Raw genomic sequence first — 13,347 nt, 5'->3', positions numbered from 1 at the left:
CGATGACCCTGCTGCACCGCCTCGCCGCCCTGTGCCTGCTGGCCGTGGCCGCCTTCCCCGCCCTGGCGATCAGCGAAAAGGACCTGCTGCCGGTGGACCAGGCCTTCGCGCTGAGCGCACAGGCACCCGAACGCGGCCGCATCGCGCTGCACTGGGACATCGCCAAGGGCTACTACCTGTACCGGCACCGCATCGCGGTGAAGGTGATCGGCGGCTTCAAGCCCAACCCGACCCTGCAGTTGCCGGCCGGCCACAAGAAGACCGACCCGTACTTCGGCGAGGTGGAGACCTACCGCGACGAACTAAACGCGGTGCAGAGCGGCGTCGCCGATCCCGGCACCAGCCGCGTGCAGCTGGAGGTGCGCTACCAGGGCTGTGCCGATGCCGGCGTGTGCTATCCGCCGCAGAAGCGCCTGCTCGAGGTGACCCTGCCGGCCGCCACGGCCGCCACCGATCCCGCACCGGCACTGCCGCCGCCGGCCGCGACGGGCGGGCTGCCGGGCAGCGGCCCGGGCGCGGGCAACGGCGCCAAGCCGCTGTTCGGTCCCGGCCCCGGCACCGCGGCGGTGCAGGGCCTGCCGCTGCCCTCGGACCAGGCATTCCAGTTCGAAGCCATCGTCGGCGACGGCAATACCCTGCTGCTGCGCTTCACCCCGGCGCCCGGCTATTACCTGTATCGCGACCGCACCGCGCTGGCGCTGGAGGGCGCGCCCGGCATCCGCACCGGCATGCCGCGCTGGCCCAAGGGTAGCTCGCACCAGGACGAACACTTCGGCAACGTGGTGGTGTACTTCGACCAGACCGAGGTCACCGTGCCGCTGCAGCGCCAGCGCGCCGACGCCACCACCGCGACCCTGGTGGCGACCTTCCAGGGCTGCCAGACCGACGGCATCTGCTACCCGCCGATGACCCGGCGGGTGAAGCTGGCGCTGCCCAAGGGCACCGTCACCCCGGCCGACCAGGCCGAGGTCAGCCCGCTGCTGGTGACGCCGCTGGACAGCCGCCAGACCGACGCCAACGACGCGGCCGCGGCCACGGCCGCCGATGCCCTGCCGGCGACGCCGGACGCCTCGGCGCACAACGCCGCGCGCAGCGCCGCACCGCCGCCGGCCACGCAGAACCTGCTGTGGATCCTGCTGCTGGCGCTCGGCGGCGGCCTGCTGCTGAACCTGCTGCCGTGCGTGCTGCCGATCCTGTCGCTGAAGGTGCTGGGCCTGGCGCAGAGCGGCGAGAGCCGCGGCCGCGCCCGCAGCCATGCGCTGTGGTACACGCTGGGCGTGCTCGCCTCCTTCGCCGTGGTCGGCGGCATCGCCGTGGCCGCGCGCCTGCTGTGGGGCTTCCAACTGCAGCGCCCGGGCTTCGTCGCGGTGCTGGTGTACCTGATGTTCGTGGTCGGGCTGAGCCTGTCGGGCGTGTTCACCCTCAGCGCCAACCTCGGTGGCGTCGGCCAATCGCTGTCCACGCGCAGCGGCCCGGTCGGCGACTTCTTCACCGGCGTGCTGGCCTGCGTGGTGTCCAGCGCCTGCATCGGCCCGTTCATGGGCCCGGCGCTGGGCTATGCGCTGACCGCGCCGCCGGCGATGGCGATGCTGGTGTTCCTGACCCTGGGCCTGGGCCTGGCGCTGCCGTTCCTGCTGATCGGCTTCGTGCCGTCGCTGGCCAGGCGCCTGCCCAAGCCGGGCGCGTGGATGGAGACGCTCAAGCAGGTGCTGGCGTTCCCGATGTACCTGAGCGCGATCTGGCTGCTGTGGGTGCTGGGCAAGCAGCGCGGCGTGGACGCGGTGGCGCTGCTGCTGATCGGCGCCACCCTGCTGGCGCTGGGCCTGTGGTGGTTCGAGCGCGCGCGCTGGCGCGACCACAAAACCGGCATGCGCCTGGCCGCCGTGCTGCTGCTGGCCGCGCTGGTGCCGGCCTGGGGCGTGACCCGGCTGCCGCCGCCCAGCGCCAGCGTCGAGCGCAACACCGTGGCCTATTCGCCGCAGATGCTCGACCGCCTGCGCACCGACAACCGCGTGGTGTTCGTCAACATGACCGCCGACTGGTGCGTCACCTGCAAGGCCAACGAACGCAACGTGTTCGACAGCGACGCGTTCCGCGACACCATCAAGCGGGTGGACGCGGTGTACATGAAGGGCGACTGGACCAACGAGGATCCGCGCATCAGCGCCTTCCTCGCCGAGCACAAGGCGGTGGGCGTGCCGCTGTACGTGGTCTATGGCCCTGGCGCGCCGCCGACGGTACTGCCGCCGGTGCTGAGCCAGGCGGTGGTCGAGGACGCCCTGCTGCGCGCGGCGCGATGACCCCCGCCAGCGCGCGCCTGCTGGCGGTCGCCGCGGTGGCGGCGGTGCTCGGCGTGGCGGCGGCGCACTGGTGGGAACGGCGGACGCCGGCGCTGGCCCCGGCAACGTCCGCCACGGCCAGCGGCCATGCGGGCGCGCCGCCGGTCGCCGCGGCGCGCCCGGGCGATCCCGCCCCGGCGCTGCGCCTGCCCACGCTCGACGGCGGCCACCTGACCCTGGCGCAGTTCCGCGGCCGGCCGCTGCTGGTCAACGTCTGGGCGAGCTGGTGCGAACCCTGCGTGCGCGAGATGCCGGAACTGGACCGGCTGGCCCGCGCGCAGCCGGCCGACGGCCTGCAGGTGCTGGGCATCGCCCTGGACCGTGCCGAAGACGCGCGCGACTTCCTGCAGCGGGTGCCGATCGGCTACCCGATCACGCTGGAGACGCCCGGCCCGGCCGACGCCAGCGTGCGCCTGGGCGACACCCAGGGCCTGCTGCCGTACAGCGTGCTGATCGACGCCGACGGCCGCATCGTCAGGCAGAAGCTCGGCCCGTTCGCGCCGGGCGAAGTGGAGGGCTGGGTGGGCGGCGGCGCGCAGCCGTCACGCTAGCCGGCGAACGCTGGACGCGCTCGCGCAGGAGCGGCTTCAGCCGCGACCAGGCATTACCGGTAACGCCCGGTCGCGGCTGAAGCCGCTCCTACGCGGGCAGTGCGGGCAGCGCACGCGTGCGGATCCGGCACTAGAACGCCAGCCGCTGCGGCGCATCGCCACTGGCGCCACCATCGGCGGTCCGCGCCTGCGCCAGCGTCGCCAGTTCCTCGGCCAGGCGCTGCGCGGCGGCGCGCAGTTCCGGCACCGCGGTGATTTCCCACAGGCCGCCGCGCAGCAGCGGCCCCAGGCAGTACAGGCCAGCGACCGGCGTCGCGTACCCGCAGCCGCGGATCGACGACCACCCCCAGGCCCAGCGGATCGGCCTGCAGCAGGCCGGCCTCGCGCAGCGCCGCGACCAGCGGATGGCTGGTGCGGGCGACATCGGTATCCAGCCCGGTGGCGCGGATCAGCACGTCGAACTGTTCGGTGCGCGCGCCGCGGTCGGCGCGGTCGCGGATCACCGCCTCCACCGCGTCCTCGCCCAGGCGCGCGCGCAGCAGGCGGCCGGCGCGGATCCGCAACTGCCCCTGCTGCTGCATCTGCGCCAGCGCGGTGGCTGCGGCCGGCGCCAGGCGGTGCCGCGCCACCTCCCAGTACGGCCGCAGGTGGCGCAGGAAGCGCGCGCGTGCCGCCGGCGCCAGGCCGCTCCAGAACGGCTGCAGATGCGGACGCAGCGCATCCACCACGCAGCGCCAGTCCTCCACCACCGTGGTCAGTTGCCGCAGGCTGCGCACCAGGCCGCGCAGGTCATGGCCGCGCAGCGCCTGCACCACGCTGGGCGGCAGGCTCACCGGCGCGCCCGGCTGAAGCAGATGCGCCTGCGGCGCCAGGCCGCGCCGCGACAGGGCGGTGATCGCGCCGCGGTGGCCGCGCCGGCGCAGGGTCAGGGCCACGTCGGCCATGGTCAGGCCGGTACCGACCAGCAGCAGCCGCGCCTGCGGCGGCACCGTGTCGAGCACGCCGTCCTGCCACGGCCAGCCGATGTAGCGCCGGTGCACCGCCAGGCGCGGGCCCACGCCCGGCAGCGCCGCCGGCGGCAGTGCGCCGATCGCCAGCACCACCACGTCGCTGACGAAATCCTCGCCATTGGCCAGGAACACGCGGAAGCCGTGCGGATCGCGCTCCAGCGCCACCGCCTCCTGCGCCAGCGGCACCACCTCGGCGGCCGAGTCGGCCAGGGCGGCCGCCAGGTGCTGCTCCAGGTACTGGCCGTACTGCAGCCGCGACAGGAACGCCATGCCCTGCGCCGCATCCAGGTGCAGCGCCGCGGCGAAGCCGCCGGGATCCTGCGGATCCACGCCCAGGTCCTTGGCGCGCACGTTCAACAGGTGCTCCGGCCGCGCCGCGCCATAGGCGACGCCGCGGCCGAAGGTGTCGGCCATGCCGACCAGGGTGATGCGGCTGGCGGTGCCCTGGCGGGCCAACGCGGCGGCCAGCACGTTGCCGCAGAATCCTGCGCCGATGATCGCAATTCGCATGGCACGCACCTTGGCCGCTCGGGGCATCCTTTGTGCCTGGGATGCGGCGCGCGGGTGTAAATCGCAGGTTAATGCGTGCGCTGTGCGGCATGGCGATCGGGCATCAGCACATGGGCGATGCCCATGAGCGAGCCGGGACACCGGCGCGCGGACCGCGCCGATCCGCCGCGGCCCGCCGTCTCGCTCGCTAGCGCGCCGGCGGGCTTTCCACCAGGCCGGGCGCATCGGCGATGAAGGTATCCAGCACGCCGTCGGCGACCTTGACCGGGCCGCCGAAGCGGGTCGCGCCGGGAATGGAGGGAATCGCCTCCGCTTGCGCGGCGAGCTGCCTGGCCGCAGCGAAGGCCTGCCCGGCCGCCGGATCGGAGGCCAGTGCCTGGTTCAGCCCGTCCACGCTCCGGCGCAGCGCGCGGCCCCACAGCGCGGTCGCGTCCAGCCATGGCGCTGCCTCGGCCACGAACGCGCCGGTGGTGGTGCCGGCACGGATGCGCTGCGGTGCCGCCACCAGGTCGTCGGCGGCGCGGCCCAGCGCGGCCAGCGCCGCACTGCGGGCGGCCGGATCGCCGTCGGCCAGCGCGTCGCGGGCGGCGTCGATCAACGCCTTGAGCCGCGGCGCCTGCGGCTGCCAGGGCAGATGGCCGAAGGTCGGTGCCAGGTGCTGGGTGTCGAAGAAGGTCAGCAGCGCGTCGGCGACCTGCACATCGCCGCCGGCCAGGTCGCGCGCGGCCGCGCGCCAGGTGCGCGGCGCGTCGTAGCCGCGGTCGTTCCAGGCGAAGGCGAGCAGCCCGGCCACCGCCGGCCGGCTGGCCACTTCCTGGTTCATCGGGTTGGACACGATGCCGCTCAGCTCCGTCGACAGCCCGGCCTGGCGGCGGTCGTACGGCGCCAGCAGCAGGCGCCCGGCGGTCTCGGCGAAGTCGTTGACCGGATAGTTGTCCCACAGCAGGGTCTTGCGCCCGAACGCCTTGGTGGCGTTCTTCGCGTCGCTCACCGAGATCGACGCCGGAACCACGTCGGTTCCGGTCCACTGCACCACCACGCGCGGATCCAGCGCCTTGCGCAGCGTCGCCTTATACGGCGACTCGGTGACGTTGAAGTACTCGGTCGGCACCATGATCAGCGCGCCGTGGCCGGCCGCGGCGATGTCCGCCTGCACCGCGTTGAGCAACCGCGCCTGCGCGGTAGCCGCGGCCTGCTCGCCGGCCGGGCCGAATGCGGTGGCGTCGCCGGGGCAGTTCCACTTGGTGTATTCGATGTCGTCGAAGGCGATGTAGAAGCTGCGCACGCCGCGCGCGCGCAGCGCGGCGAACTTGCGCCGGATCGCCTGCAGGTCGGCCGCATCGCTGTAGCAGATCGACGGCCCCGGCGAGAGCGCGTAGACGAAGTTGATGTGCTCGCGGTTGGCGACCGCGGCCAGCTTGCCCAGCGCCGCCAGCGTGGCCGCCGGGTAAGGCGCGCGCCAGCGGTCGCGCGCGAACACGTCGTCCTTGGGACTGTAGATGTAGGTATTGGCCTTGAACCGCGCCAGGAACGCCAGGTGCGCGGCGCGCTCGTCCATGCTCCAGGGCTTGCCGTAAAAACCCTCGATCGTGCCGCGCACCGGCATCGCCGGCGCGTCGGTCACCGCCACCGCGGCGATGCGCCCGGGCGCGACCAGTTGCCGGAAGGTCTGCGCCGCGTGGTACAGGCCGGCGCCGTCGCGGCCGGCCAGCACGATCCGCGTGCCACCGCCGCTGGCCACGCTGCCCAACGCATAGCCTTCCGCGCGTTCCGGCACGTCCAGGTCGACGGCGGCCAGCGCATCGCGCACCGGCGCCGCGTCGACGGTGCCGAGCACCACCGACACCGCCTGCGGGTCGTGCGGCAGCGTGCTGGCGCGGCGGATGCGGGAAACCCCGGCCTCGCGCAACACCGCGCGCACCAGCGCGTCGGTGGCCGGGTCGGCCTTGCCGGCCTGCACCAGCACCACCGATGGCCCCAGCGGCAATTCCGGCCCGAGCAGGCGCAGCGCGGTCGGCGCCGGGTACACCGCCGGCAGCGTCGCCGGCACCGCCGCCAGCGCGGGTGCGGTCGCCCCGGCCAGCAGCGCGAACGCCAGGATGTGGCGGCCAAGGCCGCAACGGCCAATACGCTCGGTTCGCATGCGCCTACCCTCGACTGGTATTTCAGTGATTTTGAAATGGTATATACCACTTCCACCGGCGCGTCGACGCGCGGTGGCGATGGCGCTGCACTGTGGCCGTCCCATGCTGCAGCGACACTTGCATGGTCCGCGCAAGATGCGACATAACCGCAGGCAGTGGCGCGGCCCGTTGTCCGCACGCCATGCCCGGCCGACGCGACGCAGGCCGGCGAAAAATCAAACATTTGTTTAAAACACCCGCAACTTCGCCGAACTGGACAGCAATGCCGGCTTCGCGCAGACTGCCGCCCTTTCCGCTGCTTTGTTCCCGATGGCGCGACTGCTGCTGCTGCATGGCCCCAACCTCAACCTGCTCGGCACCCGCGAGCCGGGCGTATACGGCCATGCCACCCTGGCGCAGATCGATGCCGCGCTGCTGGCCCAGGCCAGCGCCGCCGGTCACGCGCTGGAGAGCCTGCAGTCCAACGCCGAGCACGTGCTGGTGGACCGGGTGCAGGCCGCGCGCGGCGACGGCACCGCCTTCATCCTGATCAACCCGGCGGCCTTCACCCATACCTCGGTGGCGCTGCGCGACGCGCTGGCGGCGGTGGCGATCCCGTTCATCGAGATCCACCTGTCCAACCCGCACAGCCGCGAGCCGTTCCGCCACCACAGCTATTTCAGCGACCACGCGGTCGGCGTGGTCTGCGGCTTCGGCGCCGACAGCTACCGCTATGCGATGGACGCGGCGCTGACCCGCCTGGGAGCGGCCGCATGAGCCGCGCCCACGCCCGACCGGCACCGCATACCCCCGTCTGAGTCCCCGGGCCGCGCGCCCGGTCTTTTTCAAAGTCACCTCACGAGGCCGTTATGGATCTCCGCAAAATCAAGAAACTGATCGACCTGCTGGAAGAATCGAATCTCGCCGAGATCGAGATCAAGGAAGGCGAGGAAAGCGTGCGCCTGGCGCGCACCCCCAAGGGCATGACCGCCAGCGCGCCGCAGTACGTGGCCGCCGCCCCCGCGGCCGCGCCGGCCGCCGCCGCGCCGATGCCGATGAGCTCGCCCACCGAAGCTTCCACCGGCGGCAGCGCCAAGCCCGGCAACGCCCTGCCCGAGGGCCACGTGCTGCGCGCGCCGATGGTCGGCACCTTCTACACCTCGCCGGCCCCGGACAAGCCGGCCTTCGTCAGCGTCGGCCAGGCGGTCAAGGCCGGCGAGACCCTGGCGATCATCGAGGCGATGAAGATGTTCAACCCGATCGAAGCCGACGTCTCCGGCACCATCGTCGCGATCCTGGGCGAAAGCGGCCAGCCGGTGGAGTTCGACCAGCCGTTGTTTGTGATTGGCTGAGACGCCGGGAATCGGGAGTGGAGAATGGGGAATCGTCAAAGCGACCGCACGAGCGGCTCGACGTCTGGCGCGACTCCATGGATCTGGTGGAAATGATCTATCGCCTCTCCGAGACGTTTCCGGCGACGGAACGTTTCGGGCTGACGGCGCAACTGCGCCGTGCAGCGGTCAGCATCCCCGCCAACATCGCCGAAGGCGCGGCGCTCCACTCCCGAATACCTGCGTTTTCTGTCGATCGCACGTGGCTCGCTGTCCGAGGCCAGCACGCACCTGCAGATCGCGCGCCGACTCGACTACACCCCCGACATCGCGGCACTCGACGGATTGATCGATACGATCTTCGCCAAACTGACCGCATTGATGAATGTTCTGAGCAAGCGCGGAGATTGACGATGCACGCCGTCCTCCATTCCCGATTCTCCATTCCCAATTCCCGGCCTTCCCATGCTCGATAAAGTCGTCATCGCCAATCGCGGCGAAATCGCGCTGCGCATCCTGCGCGCGTGCCATACGCTCGGCATCCGCACGGTCGCGGTGCATTCCACCGTGGACCGCAACCTCAAGCACGTGGCCATGGCCGACGAGTCGGTGTGCATCGGCCCGGCGCCCTCCTCGGAGAGCTACCTCAACATCCCGGCGCTGATCGCCGCGGCCGAGGTCACCGACGCCCAGGCCATCCACCCCGGCTACGGCTTCCTGTCGGAGAACGCCGACTTCGCCGAGCGCGTGGAGCAGTCCGGCTTCATCTTCATCGGGCCCAAGGCCGACACCATCCGCCTGATGGGCGACAAGGTCGAGGCGATCCGCGCGATGAAGGCCGCCGGCGTGCCGTGCGTGCCCGGCTCGGGCGGCCCGCTGGGCGAGGACATCGTCGCCAACACCAAGATCGCCCGCGAGATCGGCTACCCGGTGATCATCAAGGCCGCCGGCGGCGGCGGCGGCCGCGGCATGCGCGTGGTGCATTCGGAGGCCGCGCTGAAGGCCGCCATCGAGACCACCAAGTCCGAGGCCAAGGCCGCCTTCAGCAACGACCAGGTGTACATGGAGAAGTTCCTGGAGAACCCGCGCCACGTGGAGATCCAGGTGCTGGCCGACGGCCAGGGCGGCGCCATCCACCTGGGCGAGCGCGACTGCTCGATGCAGCGCCGCCACCAGAAGGTGGTGGAGGAAGCGCCGGCGCCGGGCATCACCGAGGAACTGCGCAACGAGATCGGCAAGGTCTGCGTGGACGCCTGCATCCGCATCGGCTACCGCGGCGCCGGCACCTTCGAGTTCCTGTTCGAGAACGGGCGCTTCTATTTCATCGAAATGAACACGCGCATCCAGGTGGAGCACCCGGTCACCGAGCGCATCACCGGCATCGACCTGGTCTGCGAGCAGCTGCGCATCGCCGCCGGGCACAAGCTCAGCATCAAGCAGAAGGACATCGTCCTGCGCGGCCATGCGATCGAGTGCCGCATCAACGCCGAGGACCCGGAAACCTTCATGCCCAACCCGGGCCTGATCACCGGCTTCCACCCGCCCGGCGGTCCCGGCGTGCGCGTGGACACGCACATCTACAGCGGCTACAAGGTGCCGCCGAACTACGACTCGATGATCGGCAAGCTGATCGTGCACGGCCCCGACCGCGAGACCGCGATCGCGCGCATGCGCGTGGCGCTGAGCGAGATGGTGGTGGACGGCATCAAGACCAACATCCCGCTGCAGCAGCGCATCATGCGCGACAAGGGCTTCCAGGCCGGCGGCCAGAACATCCACTACCTGGAAAAGCGTCTGGCCGAGCGCAAGAACAAGTCGATTGCGTTGGTTTGACAGCCGGGAATGGAGAAACGGGAATCGGGAATCGGCAGTGCCGGCTCCCGATTTTCGACGGAGAAGGCCGCGACCTCGCCGCAGGATCGGGACGGAACGAATAGGTCCCGGGAGCGAATGGGCTTCGATGCAGCGCGTCGGCGCCCGTCGCCGACATCGTTGCGACAACCACCGCGCAGTGCAATGAGGGGCCGGGAACCCGCTCTTGCGATTCCCCATTCCCGGTTCCCCACTCCCGGCTACTTCCCCTGCTGGGTTCCCGCCACCGGCTCCGCGCCCAGGCTCGAGGTCGGGCTGACGATCATCACCGTTTCGGTGGAGCCGTCCGGCCAGACGATCTGGAAGGTGCTGCCCGGGGCCAGGGTGGAGAACGGCATGCCGCTGTTGGCGCGGTAGATCGCCGCCACCTGCGCGGCGCCGGCGCGGCGCACGTCCGGCGCGGCGTGCGCGGTGGTCAGTTCGACCTTGGACAGGCCGCGGTAGCGCTGCTCGGCGGTGTCGATCAGCAACAGGCCCGCCGCCGCCGCCGAATAGGCGACGAAGGCCAGGACCCAGAACCAGAATTTGGCGCCGTGCAGCCATCGCCGGTAATTCATGAGCCTGCTCCCTTGCTGTCCACCAGTCGATTGACCATGTCGTTCATCGTGTCCGTGCCTTGCCGCGGCACCGCGGCGTCGTAAACAAAACTGCTGAAGTCCTGGGTGGGATCGCGCGAGCAGATCCCGCCGTTGGCGCAATAGCGGGTCATCAACTCGCTGTCCGGGCCGCAATCCAATCCCAGCCTGCAGGCGGCCAACTGCCAGGCCAATTCGGAAAACTGGGTGCCGGCCACGCTGCCGCCCAGGCTGTCGTCGCCGCTGGCGGCCAGGCCCATCGCCGGCGCCAACGCCACGTAGGCATCGGGATCGCCGGAGGCGCGCACCCGCGCGACCAGGTCGCGCTTGTACTCGGCACCGGCATGCAGCGGCTGGCCCAGCGCCAGCAGCGCCGCTTCGGCGGCCAGGTTGCCGCCGCGCGCGGCCTGCACGCGCTGGGCGACGATGGCCTGGCGGGTCAGGCCGTCGCCGGGCGCGAAGCCGGCGCAGCGGCGGCCGACGCGGGCGCGCGCCTGCACCATCTGCGCCGAGGTCGGCAGGCGCGCGTCGGCGATGGCGCGGGTATCGGCCCCGTAGCCGACCGGGTCCATCGCATAGCCGGCGCAGTAGTCGTAGATGCGGCTGAGCCGCCAGGACGCCTCGGGGTCGCCGTGCGCGGCGGCGATCGACAGTTGCTGCGCGGCACGGTAGAGGTCGGCGCCGCGTTCGCCCTCGGCGTCCCCACGCAGGCGCGCCGGCGTGGACGCCGGCAGCGACGCGGTGGCCGACGCGACGGGCGCAGGGGCGGCAGCGGCCACCACCGCGGTCGCCGGCACGGACGCCGCCGGTGCAGCCGGCAGCGACAGCACGCGATAGGCGACCACGCCCAGCAACAGCGCGGCGGGCGCCAGCAACAGCCAGGTTGGACGGGACACGACGGGCATGCGCGAAAGAGCCGGACCACGGGCGGAAGCGCAGCCGGACCCCCTGTCGCCCGGCCGCTGCGAGCCGGCAGTCTACCCCAGGCCACGGCCGCGGCATGCGCCAAATGCGTGCCGCGATCCCGGCGCATGGACGTGCGGACCGGCGGCACGGACGAACGGCACGACGCCACGGGCGGCGCGGTGCAGATCGCAGTGCCGGTGCTGGCCCGGCAGCGTCCGGACGCATTGCTGGGCCCGGCGCGGCCAGCGCGACGCCGCGTACCGCCGTCGCGTGTCGCATTCCGAACGGCGCCGGCTGGACGTGGTTCGCAACCGGCCGAAATGCGTGCCGTACCCCGCTCCGCCGCAAGACAGTCTCCAGCGCGACGCCCGCCGCCCGTCTAAGATGCGCGCTTCCCCTTCTTGCCCCGCCGACCGATGCCGTTCCTCGAACTGACCCTGCGCTGCACCGATGCCACCCAGCCCCGCTACGAGACCGCGCTGGAGGATGTCGGCGCGCTGGCGGTGACCCTGCTCGATGCCGACGCCGACACCAGCAACGAACGCGCGATCCTGGAACCGGGCGTGGGCGAAACCCCGCTGTGGGGCACGCTGGTGCTCACCGCGCTGTTCCCCGAGGAGCAGGATGCGCTGGTGCTGCTGGCCGCGCTGGAGGCCTTCGACCCCGGGCTGGACTGGACCCAGGCCACCTTCCGCAAGGTCGACGACCAGGACTGGGAACGGGCGTGGCTGGACCAGTTCCAGCCGATGCGCTTCGGCGCGCGCACCTTCATCGTGCCGTGGAACCACGAGCTGCCCGAAGACGCCAGCGGCGCCGATGCCGCCGTGGTGCGCCTGGACCCGGGCCTGGCGTTCGGCTCCGGCACCCACTCGACCACCGCGCTGTGCCTGCGCTGGCTGGATGCGCTGGCCACCGACGGCGTCCTGGCGCAGGCGCGCGTGCTCGATTTCGGCTGCGGCTCGGGAATCCTGGCGCTGGCCGCGCTGAAGCTGGGCGCCGCCGCCGCGGTGGGCGTGGACAACGACCCGCAGGCGCTGCTGGCCAGCCACGACAACGCCGAGCGCAATGCGGTGGGCGAGCGCCTGGCCGTGTACCTGCCTGCCGACGAACCGGCGGCCACCTATCCGGTGGTGGTGGCCAACATCCTCGCCTCGGCGCTGGATGCGCTGGCGCCGACCCTGGCCGCGCGCGTGGCGCCGGGCGGGCGCATCGCCCTGTCCGGCATCCTGCATGGCCAGGAACAGGAGCTGCTGCAGCGCTACGCACCGTGGTTCACCCAACTGCGCACCGAACAGGACGGCGACTGGATGCGCATCGACGGCGTGCGCCGCGACTGAACCGGGGCACGGCCACGCCGGGGCGTGGCCCACCTCAAGGCCAGCCGGCCCATTGCGCCAGGGACAGTATCGCTAACATTTCACTGATGGATAGCGCTGCGAACCAAGCGCGGCGGCCGGCGCGGCTATATCTCGCCTCCCCTGCGGAGGTGCGTGTGAACAGCAAGCTGTACGAACGGGTGCGCGAAGCGCGCAAGCTCACCGGCCTCACCCAGGAGGCCCTGGCGCTGGACCTGGGCGTGACCCGCAGCGCCGTGGCGCAGTGGGAAATGGCCGAAGGCACCGCGCCAGCGCTGGAGCACCTGATCGCCCTGGCCCGCCGCAGCGGGCTGCATTTCGAGTACCTGGCCACCGGCCGTGGCGAGCGCGTGTTCGGCGAACCGATGGCGGTGGACGCCGCGGCCATCGGCGAGCTGCCCAGCCACTACCAGTTCACCGACCAGCAACTGCGCCTGCTGGAGCGCTTCGACAGCCTGAGCCCGCGTCAGCGCGCCGGCTTGCTGGACCTGCTCGACACCCGCAAGTCGCGCTGAGTACGCCGCGGGCCCCTCGCTCCGTAGAGCGTCCAGCGCTGAGAAAGGCCGCGATCCGCCGGCAGCGCACTGCAGATCCCGCCGGCGCGTGCTTGAATACGGCTCTCGCCGTCGTCGCCCGCGCGCATGCCCGATCGCACTCCGCCCCGCCCCAGCCTCGCCACCTTGCTGCGTCAGCCCGATCCGTCCGCCACACAGGGCGACACCCCGGTCGCGCCGGCGGCGGGCGGTGACACGTCGGCACCCGCGACGCCGCTGAC

Annotated in this window: 10 protein-coding genes and 2 pseudogenes; 8 read left to right on the top strand and 4 right to left on the bottom strand. The window is 71.9% G+C overall.

Annotated features, from left to right (window positions below; translation table 11 throughout):
* Nucleotides 1-2: 2 nt before the first annotated feature.
* Complete coding sequence (locus ACHWVH_RS02825) at nucleotides 3-2,300, top strand: protein-disulfide reductase DsbD family protein (RefSeq protein ID WP_394686631.1); 2,298 nt, start codon at nucleotides 3-5, stop codon at nucleotides 2,298-2,300.
* Nucleotides 2,297-2,890: a TlpA family protein disulfide reductase gene (locus ACHWVH_RS02820; protein ID WP_394686630.1), complete on the top strand. Its 594-nt coding sequence runs from the start codon at nucleotides 2,297-2,299 to the stop codon at nucleotides 2,888-2,890. Before ACHWVH_RS02825 ends, ACHWVH_RS02820 begins: the two co-directional genes overlap by 4 nt.
* Nucleotides 2,891-3,020: 130 nt before the next feature.
* Here the strand turns inward: ACHWVH_RS02820 and ACHWVH_RS02815 are convergent.
* Nucleotides 3,021-4,410 (bottom strand): annotated as a pseudogene (locus ACHWVH_RS02815) (FAD/NAD(P)-binding protein).
* Nucleotides 4,411-4,597: 187 nt separating this feature from the next.
* Nucleotides 4,598-6,553, bottom strand: a complete 1,956-nt coding sequence (locus ACHWVH_RS02810) for a beta-N-acetylglucosaminidase domain-containing protein (protein ID WP_394686629.1) — start codon at nucleotides 6,551-6,553, stop codon at nucleotides 4,598-4,600.
* Nucleotides 6,554-6,863: 310 nt separating this feature from the next.
* Here ACHWVH_RS02810 and aroQ point away from each other — a divergent pair, with 310 nt between their 5' ends.
* From aroQ to accC, 4 genes and pseudogenes are all read left to right on the top strand, one after another.
* Nucleotides 6,864-7,310: a type II 3-dehydroquinate dehydratase gene (aroQ, locus tag ACHWVH_RS02805; protein ID WP_019801847.1), complete on the top strand. Its 447-nt coding sequence runs from the start codon at nucleotides 6,864-6,866 to the stop codon at nucleotides 7,308-7,310.
* 92 nt (nucleotides 7,311-7,402) lie between these two features.
* The gene (gene accB / locus ACHWVH_RS02800) at nucleotides 7,403-7,885 is read left to right on the top strand and encodes an acetyl-CoA carboxylase biotin carboxyl carrier protein (protein WP_148827977.1); all 483 of its coding nucleotides are present in this window, start codon (nucleotides 7,403-7,405) and stop codon (nucleotides 7,883-7,885) included.
* A gap of 77 nt (nucleotides 7,886-7,962) precedes the next feature.
* Nucleotides 7,963-8,275 (top strand): annotated as a pseudogene (locus tag ACHWVH_RS02795) (four helix bundle protein).
* Between the two features lie 54 nt (nucleotides 8,276-8,329).
* The gene (gene accC, locus ACHWVH_RS02790; protein WP_017911501.1) at nucleotides 8,330-9,697 is read left to right on the top strand and encodes an acetyl-CoA carboxylase biotin carboxylase subunit; all 1,368 of its coding nucleotides are present in this window, start codon (nucleotides 8,330-8,332) and stop codon (nucleotides 9,695-9,697) included.
* Between the two features lie 239 nt (nucleotides 9,698-9,936).
* Here the strand turns inward: accC and ACHWVH_RS02785 are convergent, their stop codons facing one another.
* Complete coding sequence (locus ACHWVH_RS02785; protein WP_152236725.1) at nucleotides 9,937-10,293, bottom strand: hypothetical protein; 357 nt, start codon at nucleotides 10,291-10,293, stop codon at nucleotides 9,937-9,939.
* Nucleotides 10,290-11,216, bottom strand: coding sequence for a hypothetical protein (locus ACHWVH_RS02780; protein ID WP_394686628.1), 927 nt, complete (start codon nucleotides 11,214-11,216; stop codon nucleotides 10,290-10,292). The genes ACHWVH_RS02785 and ACHWVH_RS02780 overlap by 4 nt, the downstream gene beginning before the upstream one ends.
* Nucleotides 11,217-11,633: 417 nt before the next feature.
* On the opposite strand from ACHWVH_RS02780, the gene prmA reads away from it, so the two are divergent.
* A complete protein-coding gene (gene prmA / locus ACHWVH_RS02775) occupies nucleotides 11,634-12,554 on the top strand; it encodes a 50S ribosomal protein L11 methyltransferase (protein ID WP_295924592.1) in 921 nt (306 codons plus the stop codon).
* Nucleotides 12,555-12,640: 86 nt separating this feature from the next.
* Complete coding sequence (locus ACHWVH_RS02770; RefSeq protein ID WP_394686627.1) at nucleotides 12,641-13,087, top strand: helix-turn-helix transcriptional regulator; 447 nt, start codon at nucleotides 12,641-12,643, stop codon at nucleotides 13,085-13,087.
* Nucleotides 13,088-13,347: the final 260 nt, after the last annotated feature.

Origin of the sequence: uncultured Xanthomonas sp., from assembly GCF_964278005.1 — a bacterium.
Classification (GTDB): Bacteria; Pseudomonadota; Gammaproteobacteria; order Xanthomonadales; family Xanthomonadaceae; genus Xanthomonas_A; species Xanthomonas_A sontii.
Note: the sequence above shows the minus strand (reverse complement) of the source record. Positions and strands in the feature narration are given on the sequence as shown.

Excerpts from the sequence above, each read along its gene's own strand:
- accC (WP_017911501.1), top strand. The coding sequence starts at position 8,330 with ATGCTCGATAAAGTCGTCATCGCCAATCGCGGCGAAATCGCGCTGCGC.
- ACHWVH_RS02780 (WP_394686628.1), bottom strand. The coding sequence starts at position 11,216 with ATGCCCGTCGTGTCCCGTCCAACCTGGCTGTTGCTGGCGCCCGCCGCG.
- prmA (WP_295924592.1), top strand. The coding sequence starts at position 11,634 with ATGCCGTTCCTCGAACTGACCCTGCGCTGCACCGATGCCACCCAGCCC.
- aroQ (WP_019801847.1), top strand. The coding sequence starts at position 6,864 with ATGGCGCGACTGCTGCTGCTGCATGGCCCCAACCTCAACCTGCTCGGC.
- ACHWVH_RS02820 (WP_394686630.1), top strand. The coding sequence starts at position 2,297 with ATGACCCCCGCCAGCGCGCGCCTGCTGGCGGTCGCCGCGGTGGCGGCG.
- ACHWVH_RS02825 (WP_394686631.1), top strand. The coding sequence starts at position 3 with ATGACCCTGCTGCACCGCCTCGCCGCCCTGTGCCTGCTGGCCGTGGCC.
- ACHWVH_RS02810 (WP_394686629.1), bottom strand. The coding sequence starts at position 6,553 with ATGCGAACCGAGCGTATTGGCCGTTGCGGCCTTGGCCGCCACATCCTG.
- accB (WP_148827977.1), top strand. The coding sequence starts at position 7,403 with ATGGATCTCCGCAAAATCAAGAAACTGATCGACCTGCTGGAAGAATCG.
- ACHWVH_RS02770 (WP_394686627.1), top strand. The coding sequence starts at position 12,641 with ATGGATAGCGCTGCGAACCAAGCGCGGCGGCCGGCGCGGCTATATCTC.
- ACHWVH_RS02785 (WP_152236725.1), bottom strand. The coding sequence starts at position 10,293 with ATGAATTACCGGCGATGGCTGCACGGCGCCAAATTCTGGTTCTGGGTC.